The organism is Bacillus sp. 204(2023) (assembly GCF_037027505.1).
In the GTDB taxonomy this organism is placed as follows: domain Bacteria; phylum Bacillota; class Bacilli; order Bacillales; family Bacillaceae; genus Bacillus; species Bacillus subtilis.
Genome location: NZ_JAXCHE010000003.1, coordinates 19,221 through 35,596 on the forward strand (window position 1 = coordinate 19,221; position 16,376 = coordinate 35,596).

Here is a 16,376-nt window from a genome sequence, read left to right on the forward strand (position 1 = left end):
ATGAAATGAGCTGTCCTGAACAAATTGTGCAGCTTATGCATATGCATCTTGATGGAGATATCCTTCCAAAAGATGAACACGTATTAAATGAACATCTGGAGACATGCGAGAAATGCAGAAAGCATTTTTACGAGATGGAGAAATCCATAGCGCTCGTACGGAGCACATCGCATGTCGAAGCCCCCGCGGATTTTACCGCTAATGTCATGGCAAAATTGCCTAAGGAGAAGAAAAGAGCTTCTGTAAAAAGATGGTTCAGAACCCATCCCGTTATCGCAGCTGCTGCGGTATTCATCATTTTGATGGGCGGAGGTTTTTTTAACAGCTGGCATAATGACCACAATTTCAGCGTGTCCAAGCAGCCGAATCTTGTGGTTCATAACCATACTGTGACCGTGCCAGAAGGTGAGACGGTCAAAGGTGATGTCACTGTTAAAAACGGCAAGCTGATTATTAAAGGCAAAATAGACGGGGATGTAACCGTCGTAAACGGCGAAAAGTATATGGCCTCTGCTGGACAAGTCACCGGTCAGATTGAAGAAATCAATCAATTATTCGACTGGACATGGTACAAGATGAAGTCTACGGGGAAAAGTGTACTCGATGCATTCAGTCCGAACGGAGAAGAGTAAAGCGCGTTAGCCGCTTTGCTCTTTTTTTGCAGGCTGAGAGGCCTGGCACATTTCACTTGCTAAATCGAAATGTGGTATAATGGGCTCGCTATGTAAAGTACATATGCGTAACACGTAAAACACAAAATACGAAATGACTGAAATCTTGGAGGACGAGGAAATGGCTTTTGAGGATATCCCTTTTTTGCAGTACCTCGGCAATGCCGTTGATATTCTCCTTGTTTGGTATGTGATATATAAATTGATTATGGTGATACGCGGCACGAAAGCGGTTCAGCTGTTAAAAGGAATTGTAGTCATCGTGCTTGTTCGTATGGCCAGCCAATATTTGGGCCTCAGCACACTTCAATGGCTGATGGACCAAGCGATAACATGGGGATTTTTAGCAATTATTATTATTTTTCAGCCTGAGCTGAGAAGAGCGCTTGAACAGCTAGGCCGCGGCCGCTTTTTTTCGAGGAGCGGCACGCCTGTTGAAGAAGCGCAGCAGAAAACGATTGAGGCCATTACAAAAGCGATCAATTATATGGCGAAACGCCGTATAGGCGCCCTGCTGACCATTGAGCGGGATACTGGAATGGGGGATTATATTGAGACCGGCATACCACTGAATGCCAAAGTCAGCTCTGAGCTGCTGATCAATATTTTTATCCCAAACACCCCGCTTCATGACGGTGCGGTGATTATGAAAAATAATGAAATTGCCGCGGCCGCCTGTTATCTGCCGCTTTCTGAGAGCCCGTTTATTTCAAAAGAACTGGGCACGCGGCACAGAGCAGCTGTCGGTATCAGTGAAGTAACAGACAGTTTGACGATTATTGTGTCTGAAGAGACCGGCGGCGTCAGTGTGGCAAAGAACGGCGACCTTCACAGAGAGCTTACAGAAGAAGCGCTGAAAGAAATGCTTGAAGCCGAGTTTAAGAAAAACACCAGAGACACTTCTTCTAACCGCTGGTATTGGAGGGGCAAGAAAAATGGATAAATTCTTAAACAACCGCTGGGCTGTGAAAATCATTGCTCTGCTTTTCGCGCTCTTGCTTTATGTGGCGGTTAACAGCAACCAAGCACCGACTCCGAAAAAACCGGGTGAATCTTTCTTTCCGACATCAACAACTGATGAAGCAACTCTGACTGATATTCCGGTTAAAGCGTATTATGATGATGAAAATTACGTCGTGACGGGTGTTCCGCAAACGGTTAATGTCACGATAAAAGGCTCGACAAGCGCCGTGAAAAAGGCTCGGCAGACCAAAAACTTTGAAATATATGCTGATATGGAACATTTGAAAACCGGCACACATAAGGTTGAGCTTAAGGCCAAAAACGTGTCGGATGGGCTGACAATCTCAATTAATCCGTCTGTTACGACAGTGACCATTCAGGAACGGACGACCAAAAGTTTTCCCGTAGAAGTGGAGTACTACAACAAAAGCAAGATGAAAAAAGGCTATTCTCCGGAGCAGCCGATTGTCAGTCCGAAAAATGTGCAGATTACCGGATCGAAAAATGTGATCGATAATATTTCTCTTGTAAAAGCTTCAGTGAATTTGGAAAACGCAGATGAAACGATTGAAAAGGAAGCGAAAGTGACTGTCTATGATAAAGACGGAAACGCGCTTCCTGTCGACGTGGAGCCCTCGGTCATCAAGATTACCGTTCCGGTGACAAGCCCGAGTAAAAAAGTGCCCTTTAAAATTGAACGGACAGGAAGCCTTCCTGACGGTGTCAGCATAGCGAATATTGAATCCAGCCCCAGTGAGGTAACGGTTTACGGCTCACAGGATGTGTTGGATTCTCTTGAATTTATTGACGGCGTCAGCTTAGATTTAAGTAAAATTAACAAGGATTCCGATATCGAGGCAGATATTCCGCTTCCTGACGGTGTCAAAAAAATCTCACCGTCAAAGGTGACTTTGCATATAGAAGTCGATAGTGAAGCGGATCAGAAGTTCGAGAATGTCCCTATCAAGACTGTAGGGCTGAGCAGCTCACAAAACATTGAATTTCTTGATCCTGAATCACAAGCGATAGATGTAACGGCTAAAGGCTCTCCCACGAATATAAATAAACTGAAAAAATCAGATATTGAATTGTATGTGAATGTTTCAGATTTAGAGGACGGGGAGCATAGCGTGAAGCTTGAAGTGAACGGGCCACAGAATGTAACTTGGTCCTTGGGGCGGAAAAACGCCAAAATCAAGCTGACCTCTAAGAAAAGCAATACATCAACGAATGATAACAGCAGCAATACATCAGGAAACCAGGATGACACAGATAAACAAACAAATGATCAAAAGAACAATCAGCAAGAAGATACAAAGAACACTGATAAAAACAGCAACGATCAAAACCAAGACGAAAATAAAGATCAAAACCAAGATCAGGATGAGGATGAATCTACTGCGAATTCACAATCCTCATCAGAATAAAAAAGGAGCGATTATAAAATGGGCAAGTATTTTGGAACAGACGGTGTAAGAGGTGTCGCCAATAGTGAGCTTACACCTGAGCTGGCCTTTAAAGTCGGACGTTTCGGCGGTTATGTGCTGACAAAAGACAAACAACGTCCAAAAGTGCTGATAGGCCGCGATACACGCATCTCCGGCCATATGCTGGAGGGAGCCCTTGTCGCCGGACTTTTATCCATTGGCGCAGAAGTCATGCGCCTGGGTGTCATTTCTACACCAGGTGTATCTTATTTGACAAAAGCGATGGATGCAGAGGCGGGCGTCATGATTTCCGCTTCTCATAACCCAGTGCAGGATAACGGCATCAAATTCTTTGGGGGAGATGGATTTAAGCTTTCTGATGAACAGGAGGCTGAAATTGAGCGCCTGATGGACGAACCTGAGGATAAGCTGCCAAGACCTGTCGGAGCAGACCTTGGACTTGTAAACGATTATTTTGAAGGCGGTCAAAAATATCTGCAATTCTTAAAACAGACAGCTGATGAAGATTTCACAGGCATTCATGTGGCATTGGACTGTGCCCATGGCGCAACGTCATCCTTGGCGACACACCTGTTTGCTGATTTAGATGCAGATGTTTCGACAATGGGGACTTCCCCGAACGGATTAAACATTAATGACGGCGTCGGTTCGACTCATCCCGAAGCGCTCAGCGCGTTTGTCAAAGAGAAAAACGCGGATCTCGGTCTTGCGTTCGACGGTGACGGCGACCGCCTGATTGCTGTAGATGAAAAAGGAAATATTGTAGACGGCGACCAAATCATGTACATATGCTCAAAACACCTGAAATCAGAGGGCCGTTTAAAGGATGATACTTTGGTTTCAACCGTGATGAGCAACCTCGGCTTCTATAAGGCGCTCGAAAAAGAAGGCATCAAAAGCGTGCAGACAGCTGTCGGCGACCGCTACGTAGTAGAAGCAATGAAAAAAGACGGCTACAACGTCGGCGGAGAGCAGTCAGGACATCTTATTTTCCTTGATTACAACACGACAGGGGACGGATTATTGTCTGCTATTATGCTGATGAACACTTTGAAAGCAACAGGCAAGCCGCTGTCAGAGCTTGCAGCTGAAATGCAGAAGTTCCCGCAGCTGTTAGTCAATGTGAGAGTGACTGATAAATATAAAGTTGAAGAAAATGAAAAAGTAAAAGCAGTTATTTCTGAAGTTGAAAAAGAAATGAACGGCGACGGCCGGATTTTGGTGCGCCCTTCTGGAACTGAACCGCTCGTCCGTGTCATGGCTGAAGCGAAGACGAAAGAGCTGTGCGATGAGTATGTCAATCGCATTGTTGAAGTCGTCCGGTCAGAAATGGGATTAGAGTAACGAAGTCTATTATCAGAGAGTGAACAAGACAAGCGAGGATTACATAAGATGATTGTGAGATATACGGCAAAGTTGTTTAAAAAACAATTGACCGTTTATGCCACATGTTGTAAAATCAAGCTTGTCTTGTTCTTATTTTCTCAATAGGAAAAGAAGACGGGATTATTGCTTTACCTATAATTATAGCGCCCGAACTAAGCGCCCGGAAAAAGGCTTAGTTGACGAGGATGGAGGTTATCGAATTTTCGGCGGATGCCTCCCGGCTGAGTGTGCAGATCACAGCCGTAAGGATTTCTTCAAACCAAGGGGGTGACTCCTTGAACAAAGAGAAATCACATGATCTTCCAAAAAACATGTAGGAGGGGACGATTGAAAGTCCCCTTGAAATTTGACTTTCTTCGTCTCCTTTTACAATCTTAGGAGGAAGAAAAATATGTGTGGAATCGTAGGTTATATCGGTCAGCTTGATGCGAAGGAAATTTTATTAAAAGGGTTAGAAAAGCTTGAGTATCGTGGTTATGACTCTGCTGGTATTGCTGTTGCCAACGAACAGGGAATCCATGTGTTCAAAGAAAAAGGACGCATTGCAGATCTTCGTGAAGTTGTGGATGCCAATGTAGAAGCGAAAGCCGGAATTGGGCATACTCGCTGGGCGACACACGGCGAACCAAGCTATCTGAACGCTCACCCGCATCAAAGCGCACTGGGCCGCTTTACACTTGTTCACAACGGCGTGATCGAGAACTATGTTCAGCTGAAGCAAGAGTATTTGCAAGATGTAGAGCTCAAAAGTGACACCGATACAGAAGTGGTCGTTCAAGTAATCGAGCAATTCGTCAATGGAGGACTTGAGACAGAAGAAGCGTTCCGCAAAACACTTACACTGTTAAAAGGCTCTTATGCAATTGCTTTATTCGATAACGACAACAGAGAAACGATTTTTGTAGCGAAAAACAAAAGCCCTCTATTAGTAGGTCTTGGAGATACATTCAACGTCGTAGCATCTGATGCAATGGCGATGCTTCAAGTAACCAACGAATATGTTGAGCTGATGGATAAAGAAATGGTTATCGTCACTGATGACCAAGTTGTCATCAAAAACCTTGATGGTGACGTGATTACACGTGCGTCTTATATTGCTGAGCTTGATGCCAGTGATATCGAAAAAGGCACGTACCCTCACTACATGTTGAAAGAAACGGATGAGCAGCCTGTTGTTATGCGCAAAATCATCCAAACGTATCAAGATGAAAACGGCAAGCTGTCTGTGCCTGGCGATATCGCTGCCGCTGTAGCGGAAGCGGACCGCATCTATATCATTGGCTGCGGAACAAGCTACCATGCAGGACTTGTCGGTAAACAATATATTGAAATGTGGGCAAACGTGCCGGTTGAAGTGCATGTAGCGAGTGAATTCTCCTACAACATGCCGCTTCTGTCTAAGAAACCGCTCTTCATTTTCCTTTCTCAAAGCGGAGAAACAGCAGACAGCCGCGCGGTTCTCGTTCAAGTCAAAGCGCTCGGACACAAAGCCCTGACAATCACAAACGTACCTGGATCAACGCTTTCTCGTGAAGCTGACTATACATTGCTGCTTCATGCAGGCCCTGAGATCGCTGTTGCGTCAACCAAAGCATACACTGCACAAATCGCAGTTCTTGCGGTTCTTGCTTCTGTGGCTGCTGACAAAAACGGCATCGATATCGGATTTGACCTCGTCAAAGAACTCGGTATCGCTGCAAACGCAATGGAAGCTCTATGCGACCAGAAAGACGAAATGGAAATGATCGCCCGTGAATACCTGACTGTATCCAGAAACGCTTTCTTCATCGGACGCGGCCTTGACTACTTCGTATGTGTCGAAGGCGCACTGAAGCTGAAAGAGATTTCTTACATCCAGGCAGAAGGTTTTGCCGGCGGTGAGCTTAAGCACGGAACGATTGCCTTGATCGAACAAGGAACACCAGTATTCGCACTGGCAACTCAAGAGCACGTAAACCTAAGCATCCGCGGAAACGTCAAAGAAGTTGCCGCTCGCGGAGCAAACACATGCATCATCTCACTGAAAGGCCTAGACGATGCGGATGACAGATTCGTACTGCCGGAAGTAAACCCAGCGCTTGCTCCGTTGGTATCTGTTGTTCCATTGCAGCTGATCGCTTACTATGCTGCACTGCATCGCGGCTGTGATGTTGATAAACCGCGTAACCTTGCGAAGAGTGTTACTGTGGAGTAAAAATGTTAACCCCTTTGGTTATTTTTGCGGCTTTAAAATAAAGTTACGACGTTTATAAAAATGTTGTTTTTCCCCTTAGATAATTTATGTCTAAGGGTATTTTTCTATTTTAACTAAAGAGGCAGGTAACTAAAAATTATAAGGGGATTCCAATTGATTTTTGGCCCCCTTTTTACATAAATGATGTGACACCAATCTTACAAAAATGTAACTTTAATCTCAAATAATGTAATTTGGTTCGATGGCAGGTCATCTAATTTTCTTTTATTATGTTCTAAAAAGAGATTGGATGGTGTTGGGTTTGGATATTTCAGAAGTTAATATATCACTGTTTAGACTAGTTAATGACTTAGGAAAAGAACATCCCTTTTTGAATCCTGTATTTAGTTTTATTGCTGAATATATGGTTTTTTTACTTGCACTAAGTATTCTTTTCATTTGGTTTACAAGAGATACGGATAATAGAATTATGATTCTTTGTGCATCTATCGCTTTCATTTGTGCCTTTACGATAGGGAAAGTTTCAGGGATATTTCACTCGAATTATCAACCTTTTGTTGAATTGGGAGAGGTTAATAAACTGATACATAAAGAAAAAGACAATTCTTTTCCAAGTGACCATACAATTTTATTCTTCTCATATTGTATTTCATTCTGGCTCTTTAAGAGAGGCTGGTCAATTTTATGGGTATTGTTAGCTGTTCTTGTGGGAGTCTCCCGTATATGGGTTGGGGTTCATTATCCTTTTGATGTTTTAGCAGGAGTATTAATAAGCCTAGCAGTTTCAACTTTTATATATTTAACATTCCCTAAACTAAATATTACTCAAACTACCATGAAAATTTATGAAAAATGTGAAAACATACTTCTTTATCGCTTCAAAAGAAAGGAAAACAAGTCAAAAAACCTTTAGATTTATTCAACAATTGGGTGCTAATGTTCAAAAAATCGTAACCTAAAATGATAAACTCTTTTATAAAGATTCCATCTGTATTCAAAGCTGTAGAATCCATTTTGATCTATCTTTTTTTCTATGGATTCTTTAAATTTGCCGTAAACTGAAGGTTCATGTGTTATTTTTGATCAACCTTTATTTTAAAGCTACAGTTTTAGCCAAAGGGGTTTTTTGTTTTAAAGATGGCTATGTTTAATTTTACAGATATTTAGGATTGCCATAAGAATATGAAAATATTAAAGAAGGTATTTTTAAGGAAAGTGACATCTACGGAGAAATTGGGGAATTCTAGCTATAACAATATCCACACAGCTAGTTCAATTTCTTGGTTGTTAAGGCTGTTGAAAATAAAGTAGGAACCAGTATTTATTTATAGTTCCTAATTGAACTCAGTTATTTACTAAACAAGAAAATAGAAAAATGATTATAAAATTCATTTTGTATTTCTACAAAAAATTAAAGTGATAGATATCATAAGCCTCGGATAAAGATTTAGGATGTATATTTAAAGGGAAAGAAGGATTTGATACTTCATTCTCCGTATTCCGACATCTTGACAATGTTTAAAATTTAGCATATCTTATACTTAACTTAAAAATCGCAACCAGATGTTTATTTTCGTTTGTGAATAGGACTTTAGCATTCTTTCAACTAATCTTGACAGGATGAAAAAGTATCCTAATTTAAATGAAAGAGAAACATAAGTCGATTTATTTATAATCAAGCACTATATTAAAGTGTAGCGGTGATTTCATTCCTTTAGAATGAACTTAAAATATTGTATAAAGTAAAATGATAAATAATAAGGTAGCTCTTCAAAAAACTTCGCTGAAGTTAGTTGAAGTGAAGCCGACAATTTTCAGGATTCAATGATCTAACATAATCATTGAAATTTTGAAGTTGTCGGCTTTTTTGTTGGGAAAAAATAGAGATATATAAAAATTGAAATAAATAATAGACAAATATGATCTGATTGAAAGGTCTTTTGACCAATAATGAGTTTTAAAAAAGGGAGAATTTAGAATGTTAGTTTCGCTGAGTTTGTCATCATTATTAACATTATTTTTTATTATGCTTATGGCTTCTGGGATTAGTGGACTATTGTTTTTACATCCGCGAGTACCCTTGAGTTTTGTTCGCATTCATATTGGGATCTTGGCTTTACCACTTTTGGTTTCCTTACTGATTCTTGCCAATAGTGGTGTGAGTGGAAATGTTGGCCCTTGGCACTTAGATTCCTTAGCTTGTTTAATGACTTTCTTTGTTCTTGCAATTGGATTCATCATTCAGCGTTTTTCTGTACGTTACTTAATGGGGGATCGATCTTATCGAAAATATTTTACGCTTTTTACTTTCACAACAGGAGCTGCTTCAATGACATGGTTAAGTGGTGATCTCCGCTTGATGGTTCTATTTTGGGGAGCGACTCTTGTTGGATTAACCTTACTTATTAGGTTAAACAGTGCTTGGCAAGTGGCTAGTGAAGCAGCCAAAATTTCTGGCCGGTTATTTTTGTTAAGTTGGTTTTCTTTGTTTTTTGCGATGATGTGGCTTTTTCATGCCACAGGTCAATGGCAGCTATCATTGGTTGTAACAAATGAAAGTTTAGCTGGGCTGGGAGAATGGGAGAGAACAGGGATTCAGCTATTGATTGTACTAGCGGTGATCATTCCTGCAGGTCAATGGCCATTCCAAAGATGGTTGGTTGAGTCTATTGTTGCTCCAACCCCTGTTTCTGCAATTATGCATGCAGGTTTAGTAAATGCGGGAGGAATAATACTAACTCGATTTTCACCTCTATTTCATGGTGGTATCGCTTCGATTATCTTACTTCTGCTTGCTGGCATTTCTGTATTGATTGGAACTGGTATTAGTTTAGTCCAGGTTGATTATAAACGCCAATTAGTAGGCTCCACGATTGGACAAATGGGGTTTATGCTCATTCAGTGTGCATTAGGCGCCTATATAGCAGCCATTATTCATCTTATTTTACATGGTTTATTCAAAGCTACGTTGTTTCTACAAGCTGGTTCAGCAGTAGGGCGTCATGAAGTGTCGGTTCGTGTTAAGGAGAGATCATCCTATTTATGGCTCGTGGCTGGTCGTGCGTTAGCCTTAGTGATAGGTGTTGCTTTTTGGCTCACTGCTTCTGGAGACGGGTATCAATTCATTAGTGCGCTGATCTTAGGGTGGTCATTGTCCGTTTCTTGGACTCAGCTTGTCGCTTTTGGAGAGGGCCGAATTGGCCGAATTGCCGGCTTAACTGTTTTAGGAGGAGCAGCCCTCGTATATTTTATCATTCATAACCTTTTCTATAAGTGGCTGCATACAACCATTTTTCAAAGTGTTCAACCTCCAATGTCAGCTGTCATGATTGTCGTATGTCTCTTACTATTTGGCAGTGCTTTAGGTACGTGGGTTACTCGTCATCGTTCTTCCGTTTTTTTCGCGGTGCTCTATCTTTGGTTAGTTCGATTAGGTGAAGCAAAACCAAAGTCAGTAGAGAGTCACCCAGACTACCTTAAACAATATATTTCATAAGGAGCTAATCTGAGATGGGCATTACATCCGTATTAACGAAAGATAATGTAAAAAAGATAGATACAGATATTGATGTTCAAGAAAGGGATCTTAACGTTTTCATTACATCTGCCAGCCGAGTGATTGCGCCACTTTTGCCTATTTCTACATTTGCTGCACGTAATCCGTGGATGGGACTTGAAAACCAACCATTTGATCAGGTTGCAAGTTGGTTGAAAAACACTCGCGATGTTGATATATACCCTAGTGCGTCTATGATCCGTTCAGCAAAGAATAAAGGTGAGATTGATGAAGATTTTGTGGAAATGGGGCTGCAGCGTTGGCTTGATTCACATTCTTATCACATCCCACGAGACGTGGCAGAGCGATTTTGTCATGCTGCATTAAAGTTAGATCCCCTGCCTTCCGACCTTTTATCATCACATGAGCTGGAGAAATTAGTAGGTGAATGTAGTGGATTGGATCATATCGAGAATGTGTTTATGCAACCACTAAGTGCGTATATAGAGAATCAAGATGGTGAAAGGCTAGTCAATATACTAGATCATCATGTCATTAAGTGGAGTAAATTATATCTTGATGACTCTCAAGCAGGCTGGACAATGCCTAATCGTGAGGAAGGTTTCTATCGTGCTTGGCAGCATCTTATTCAATATGATCCAGCACTTAGCAAAAAGCAGCGAGAAAGGGTAAAGGGTTGGCCGAAAGAGGCACATTTGGCTTTACAGAAAGCTTTATTCGCACTAGAAATCCCAGAGTCAGAAATCCAGACTTATCTTGAAGGTCATTTACTTTCATTACCTGGATGGGCAGGGATGATGCTTTGGCGCTCCCAACAATCGAGCCACGAACATGCACTCCTAACAGAATATTTAGCGGTTCGAATATCCATGGAGTGGGCTCTTATAAAGCCATATTTACCTTTGACTAATGAACGATCTAAGAAAACAATTTCAATTGCTCCCCTTATAGCAGCTTGGATTCATTGGGGTGCGCTTACATTAGAAGAATGGTCACAGATGACGGCCATTGAACAAAACGAATATTTATCATTTGCCTACAGCTTTGATGAGAAACTTCGCAAGAAACTTTGGTTAGAAGCTTGGGAACAAACATACACTGATCGATTAAGCCAGAAGATCATCTCGAAACAACGTGAAACCGGCGGTAAAAAATCTGCATTAGCTCAATTAGCATTCTGCATCGATGTACGATCAGAACCTTTTCGTCGTCAACTAGAAAAAGAAGGTCCGTTTGAAACGATTGGTATTGCTGGTTTCTTCGGGGTGCCGATTGCAACTTGTGAACTTGGCAGTAAACACAGTCATGCTTCCTTGCCGATCATACAAAAACCGCAAAATAAAATAAAAGAGTTCGCAGATGAGGATGTATTCAAAAAATACAATCAACGGAAGCAAGCAATTCATTCTTTAAGCCATACCTTTAAAACGATGAAGCAGAATGCGCTTTCGAGCTTACTACTGCCTGAGCTAAGTGGACCTTGGCTTACTCTGCAAATGGCAGCCCGTAGCTTTGTGCCAAGAAAGGCGGGTCGTTTCATTCGTAATCTCCGTGAGGCTTGGTTACGCAAACCTGATACAAAACTCTCGCTTCATCATGATGCTACAGAGGCAGAAATACCTGTGGGTTTTACTGATGAAGAAAAAGTGAACTATGCTCGCCAAGCATTAAAAATGATGGGGTTAACAGAGAACATCGCACCATTGGTCGTAATTTGCGGGCATGGCAGTCAAAGTACTAATAATCCTTATTCTGCAGCCCTTGATTGTGGTGCCTGCGGTGGAGCGGCCGGTGGATTCAATGCAAGAGTTTTAGCTGCTTTATGTAATCTATCAGAGGTACGAGAAGCTCTTTTAGCTGAAGGAATTAAAATTCCTGAGGATACGGTTTTTGCAGCAGCTGAACATAATACAACAGTAGATGAATTACATTGGCTTTATGTACCAGAGCTTTCCGAAGCTGCACAAGAAGCATTTGAACAAATTGAAGCCGTTATGCCGAAAGTGAGACATCATGTAAACGCAGAACGTCTAGCCCAATTACCGAATTTCCAATCGAAGCTAAAAAATCCGAAGGCTGAGGCAGACCGATTTGCGGAAGATTGGAGTGAGATACGTCCGGAATGGGGACTGGCTCGTAATGCCGCTTTTATTATCGGTAAACGTGAACTAACTCAGGATTGTGATTTGGAAGGCAGAGCCTTTCTCCATAATTATGATTGGAAGCAGGATGAAAGCGGTGAACTCCTAGCAAATATTATTGCAGGACCTGGAACTGTAGCCCAATGGATTAATTTACAATATTACGCATCAACGGTAGCACCTCATTATTATGGCAGCGGAAATAAAGCAACTCAAACCGTTACTGCAGGTCTCGGCGTTATGCAGGGGAATGCAAGCGACTTGTTAGCCGGACTGCCTTGGCAATCGGTCATGGAATCAGATCACGAGGCCTATCATTCTCCTCTTCGTTTATTGATACTCATCCAAGCACCTAGAGAATATGTAGAACGGTTATTAAATCATGACTCAGCATTTCTGCAAAAAGTTCAAAATGGATGGGTCCGACTGGCTAATATTGATCCAGAAGGATGTTGGGAAAGCTGGTAATGATGAATCTAAACATTTATCAAATGGATTTGTTATTCATAATAAAAATAATAAACATAAGGAAGAGGTGTGCTGTATGAATGTAAACCAAAATAAAAAAGTAATATTTTTGACGGATATTGAAAACGGTTTGGAGCCTATTTTACAAGAAGCGACTAACACTTCTGCAGAGAATATGTTGACTATACAAAGCTATGGTGCCAGTATTTCACATCCTTATGGAGAAATCATGAGGTCTGTTATTTTTGCGATTTACCAGGAAGATGTTGAGGAGATTTTTGTAGTAGGAACAAAAGATAAGAAGACTTCCGCAGGTAATGGACTAACTCAACTTGAAACAATGAAAGATAAAATACAAACATTGGATTATCTCTTTCAAAATTGCAAGCCTGAATTTTTTGGTGGTACGGTCGATGAATGGCTAAATGAAAATAGCAGTGACACCATTGAAAAAAGTGTTGATATGATTCGACATCACCCCCTAGTGCCGTCATATGTTAAAGTTAGAGGTTTATTCGTTCATCATAAGGATGGAGAACCCTCAATTGTGGAGGATCCAGCTATTAAAACAGGTCAAGCCTTACCTGATCATTGCTTGTCATGATGAAATGCAGGTTCAACTTCTAACGCACCCATATATGGAGAAAGCAGTTCTAAGGAGATTGTATGAGCGCTAATTTAACTGATTTTGTCACGAAAACAATAGAGGAAATGAACTCGTTTGATCGTGAAAATATGGAATGTATGAAAAAACTAATTAGAAAAGCAATTGATTTTTATCATCTAAAATCTTATGAAGAAGTTGAGGAAACCCATTCAGGAAACGTTCGATTTTTGCATGTCCACTCTATGATGGAAGAAAATATGTTATCCAAAATGATAGTGGTCACAAGAAACGGTAAAACTGATTTGGATATTGAAGGTGTATATGAAGGATATGTTGTAAGAGAATATTAATGAGACGAAATCACAAATAGAATATGCCAATTTTTTTGCTCGGGAGATGTATTAGATATGAAAAAGTCGAAGGGTTCTATTGAATCAGAGATCAGTAAGTCCATTACTCAATGGGAGAAGGATTATCTTGGGCGGGGGTCTGTATCTGTTAAGACTGATATACTGCGGGACATGATCATCGTCAATTTAAAAGGGATTTTAACACCAGCCGAATATGTAGTTTGTGGATCAAAAGAGGGAATGTTATCTATCAAACAAACTCGTTCGGAGTTAGTCGAATCAGGTATAGAAGGCCTTAAGGATATTATCTTAAAAATAACCGGAGAAAAAGTGAAAAGTTTTCATACTGATTTAAGCTCCCGGACAGGTGAACGAGTGATGGTGTTTAAATTATGTAATGATCTAGAGAAAAATTTGGAAAAGCTCTTATAATCTAAAGAAAATAAATGTTTTGACGGTATGGAATTTGTTGTGAATTGAACATAATGAACTGCCGATTCTTTTGTTTTACAATTATGGCATCATTGATAACTTTTATTCATATCCTAAGCGGACATAAAGAGATGTCAATTCATAGTATACTGTCTTGTTATTCCTGTCGAAAGATCTAACATCCGTTGTTGTTATGAGCGGATGTTTTTTTACATCTATTTTAAATACATGAATTTGATGCTGGTGATTAGTCACTTGAACAATATTTGAAAACATCCTTGTCACCTGCCGGGTTCCCCCAAGTGTTTAGTGACACGATTATGAGACCAATTTCGTAAAGCTTGATGATAAATTTAAGCGGTGAACAAAATTGATATGCTGTCTTCAGTTTCATTTCACGGAATTAGCTTTAATTAAATATATCCAAAAAACGGATTGACATATCGGAATATAACGATATAATAATCGATATGGAACCAATTGAAGTATTCAAAGCCTTATCAAATGAATCAAGGCTGCAAATTTTACAATGGCTGAAGGAGCCCGATCGTCATTTTGCACCCCATGAAGGGATTGATATGAACACAATCGGGGTATGTGTCAGTCAAATAACAGACAAATTGAAAATGACGCAATCGACGGCTTCCCAATATCTTACCATCCTTTTAAGAGCCGGCCTAATTAAGGCGGAGCGAATCGGAAAGTACACGTATTACAAAAGAGATGAAGAAGCCATTGGGAAACTTGCTGACTTTCTTAAAACAGAGATATAAAAATAAACATCAAAAGATGTTTATTTTTACACCATACATATCGACATATTACGATGTGTTTATTTTTTATAATAACATATCGATAATTCGTGATATGTTTATTAATAATTAAGGAGTGAATGTTTTATGTCTAACACTTGGAAAATTTATATTTTAGCCATTGTCAGCTTTTTAGTTGGAACCTCAGAGTACATCATTTCCGGAATTTTGGATCAAATTGCTCATACTCTCGGGATCACTTTAGCTGCCGCGGGCCAGCTTATTACCATTTTCTCACTTGTATATGCTCTTTCTACACCCATACTTATGGCGTTGACAGCAAGTATGGATAGACGCAAATTGATGATGTATGCCCTAGGTTTGTTTGTGTTCGGTAATGTCCTGGCTTTTGTATTGCCTGGTTATGGATGGTTTATTGCAGCGCGGATCATTATGGCGATGGGAGCAGGTGTGGTTGTTGTCACCGCATTAACGATTGCCGCTAAGATTGCATCGGAAGGGAAGCAGGGCAGTGCCATCGCTACGGTCGTGATGGGATTTACCGCTTCTTTAATCATAGGTGTTCCGCTTGGAAGAATGATAGCAGTAGCATTAGGCTGGAAGTCTGTATTTGGTGCCATTGCTTTGTTGGGATTGATCGCGATGGCCGTTATTTTCTTTACTCTTCCGCATACTGAAGGGGATAAACCTGTGCCTTTGCTTCAACAGCTTGCTCTTTTTAAGAAACGGAAAGTGGCTATGGGATTATCAATCACTTTCTTCTGGCTCGGGGGATATTCTGTTGCTTACACTTATTTGTCACCGTATCTCTTGAACATCTCAGGTATAAACGGCAAGCTGCTCAGCGGCGTTTTGCTTATATTTGGAATTGCCAGTTTGGTTGGATCGAAGTTTGGGGGATATAGCACCGATAAATGGGGAGTGCCCTTTACACTCGTTGGCGGGATGACGTTGCATATCGTCACACTGATTCTTCTGTCACTTGTTACTCATTCCTATATCGGAGTGTTGGTGATTCTCATATTATGGTCGTTTGCCGCATGGTCCACCGGTCCGACACAGCAATTTCACCTGGCTACAATAGAACCGGAAATGTCAGGTGTTTTACTTAGCATGAATCAGTCAATGATGCAATTCGCCATGGCGGTCGGCGCAGGAATAGGAGGGGTTTTTGTGGAAAACGTATCATTGGCCTCGATTACCTGGGTTGGTGCGTTAGGGGTTATGATTGCCATTATTGCATCATTGCTGATTTTCAATTCGCAACCGAAACAAGCGCTAAAAGATATCAATCAATAATTTCGAAAGATCTAACATCCGCTCGTTATACAAGCGGGTGTTTTTTTAAAAAGCTCAAGTAGAAGGCACACTGTAGCTGAAAGGGATTTTTGCCGACGGAGAGCAGAAGCACAGCAAGTTATAATAT

General features: G+C 40.9%; 13 protein-coding genes. All 13 read left to right on the top strand.

Going from position 1 to position 16,376, the window contains the following annotated elements; translation table 11 throughout:
• Positions 1 to 5: 5 nt before the first annotated feature.
• The 13 genes from rsiW to WA279_RS07510 all read left to right on the top strand — a co-directional run bounded on the left by rsiW (position 6) and on the right by WA279_RS07510 (position 16,249).
• A complete protein-coding gene (gene rsiW, locus WA279_RS07450) occupies positions 6 to 632 on the top strand; it encodes an anti-sigma-W factor RsiW (RefSeq protein ID WP_336154868.1) in 627 nt (208 codons plus the stop codon).
• Positions 633 to 792: 160 nt separating this feature from the next.
• Entirely contained in the window at positions 793 to 1,614 is an 822-nt protein-coding gene (cdaA, locus tag WA279_RS07455) for a diadenylate cyclase CdaA (RefSeq protein ID WP_003223651.1), read from the top strand.
• Entirely contained in the window at positions 1,607 to 3,061 is a 1,455-nt protein-coding gene (gene cdaR, locus WA279_RS07460) for a CdaA regulatory protein CdaR (protein WP_124060158.1), read from the top strand. Before cdaA ends, cdaR begins: the two co-directional genes overlap by 8 nt.
• 18 nt (positions 3,062 to 3,079) lie before the next feature.
• Positions 3,080 to 4,426 carry a phosphoglucosamine mutase gene (gene glmM, locus WA279_RS07465; protein ID WP_014478651.1) on the top strand — a complete coding sequence of 449 codons (1,347 nt, stop codon included), beginning with the start codon at positions 3,080 to 3,082 and terminating at the stop codon, positions 4,424 to 4,426.
• Positions 4,427 to 4,859: 433 nt separating this feature from the next.
• Positions 4,860 to 6,662 carry a glutamine--fructose-6-phosphate transaminase (isomerizing) gene (gene glmS / locus WA279_RS07470; protein WP_015252962.1) on the top strand — a complete coding sequence of 601 codons (1,803 nt, stop codon included), beginning with the start codon at positions 4,860 to 4,862 and terminating at the stop codon, positions 6,660 to 6,662.
• Between the two features lie 289 nt (positions 6,663 to 6,951).
• On the top strand, positions 6,952 to 7,575 hold the full coding sequence (locus WA279_RS07475; protein ID WP_133953794.1) for an undecaprenyl-diphosphatase: 624 nt from the start codon (positions 6,952 to 6,954) through the stop codon (positions 7,573 to 7,575).
• Positions 7,576 to 8,640: 1,065 nt separating this feature from the next.
• Positions 8,641 to 10,158, top strand: a complete 1,518-nt coding sequence (locus WA279_RS07480) for an NADH dehydrogenase subunit 5 (protein ID WP_336154870.1) — start codon at positions 8,641 to 8,643, stop codon at positions 10,156 to 10,158.
• Positions 10,159 to 10,172: 14 nt separating this feature from the next.
• The gene (locus WA279_RS07485) at positions 10,173 to 12,788 is read left to right on the top strand and encodes a DUF2309 domain-containing protein (protein ID WP_336154872.1); all 2,616 of its coding nucleotides are present in this window, start codon (positions 10,173 to 10,175) and stop codon (positions 12,786 to 12,788) included.
• A gap of 76 nt (positions 12,789 to 12,864) precedes the next feature.
• Entirely contained in the window at positions 12,865 to 13,392 is a 528-nt protein-coding gene (locus WA279_RS07490; RefSeq protein ID WP_336154874.1) for a carbonic anhydrase, read from the top strand.
• Between the two features lie 62 nt (positions 13,393 to 13,454).
• Positions 13,455 to 13,745: a DUF6407 family protein gene (locus tag WA279_RS07495; RefSeq protein ID WP_014475635.1), complete on the top strand. Its 291-nt coding sequence runs from the start codon at positions 13,455 to 13,457 to the stop codon at positions 13,743 to 13,745.
• Between the two features lie 57 nt (positions 13,746 to 13,802).
• The gene (locus tag WA279_RS07500) at positions 13,803 to 14,177 is read left to right on the top strand and encodes a DUF2294 domain-containing protein (protein WP_070548413.1); all 375 of its coding nucleotides are present in this window, start codon (positions 13,803 to 13,805) and stop codon (positions 14,175 to 14,177) included.
• A 470-nt stretch (positions 14,178 to 14,647) separates the two neighbouring features.
• Entirely contained in the window at positions 14,648 to 14,950 is a 303-nt protein-coding gene (locus WA279_RS07505) for an ArsR/SmtB family transcription factor (RefSeq protein WP_003234907.1), read from the top strand.
• A 126-nt stretch (positions 14,951 to 15,076) separates the two neighbouring features.
• Complete coding sequence (locus WA279_RS07510; RefSeq protein WP_336154876.1) at positions 15,077 to 16,249, top strand: MFS transporter; 1,173 nt, start codon at positions 15,077 to 15,079, stop codon at positions 16,247 to 16,249.
• Positions 16,250 to 16,376: the final 127 nt, after the last annotated feature.